Raw genomic sequence first — 299 nt, forward strand, 5'->3', positions numbered from 1 at the left:
GGCGGATTCAAACGGTCGTCGCAACACCAGTTACTTTCACTCATAACAGAAGATCGTCAAGCGCCTCCGCCGGCGTTTTCCAGCCTAGTGTCTTCCGCGGTCGGGCATTGAGGGCCGCTGCCACAGCGGATATCTCTTCGGCGCTGTGGATGCTCAGGTCCGTGCCTTTCGGGAAGTACTGCCGCAGCAGCCCGTTGGTGTTCTCGTTAGTGCCGCGCTGCCATGGGCTTTGCGGGTCGCAGAAGTAGACCTGGATACCCGCATCGATCTTGAGACGATCGTGCTGAGCCATTTCGGCT

The 299-nt window shown here is 59.2% G+C and carries 1 protein-coding gene; it reads right to left on the reverse strand.

The features are described from left to right. Positions 1 to 40: 40 nt before the first annotated feature. A partial coding sequence (locus tag AC0L3K_RS40815; protein ID WP_473368235.1) for an IS30 family transposase occupies positions 41 to 299 on the reverse strand: 259 nt, incomplete at its 5' end.

The organism is Bradyrhizobium sp. MI1.10 (assembly GCF_055811035.1).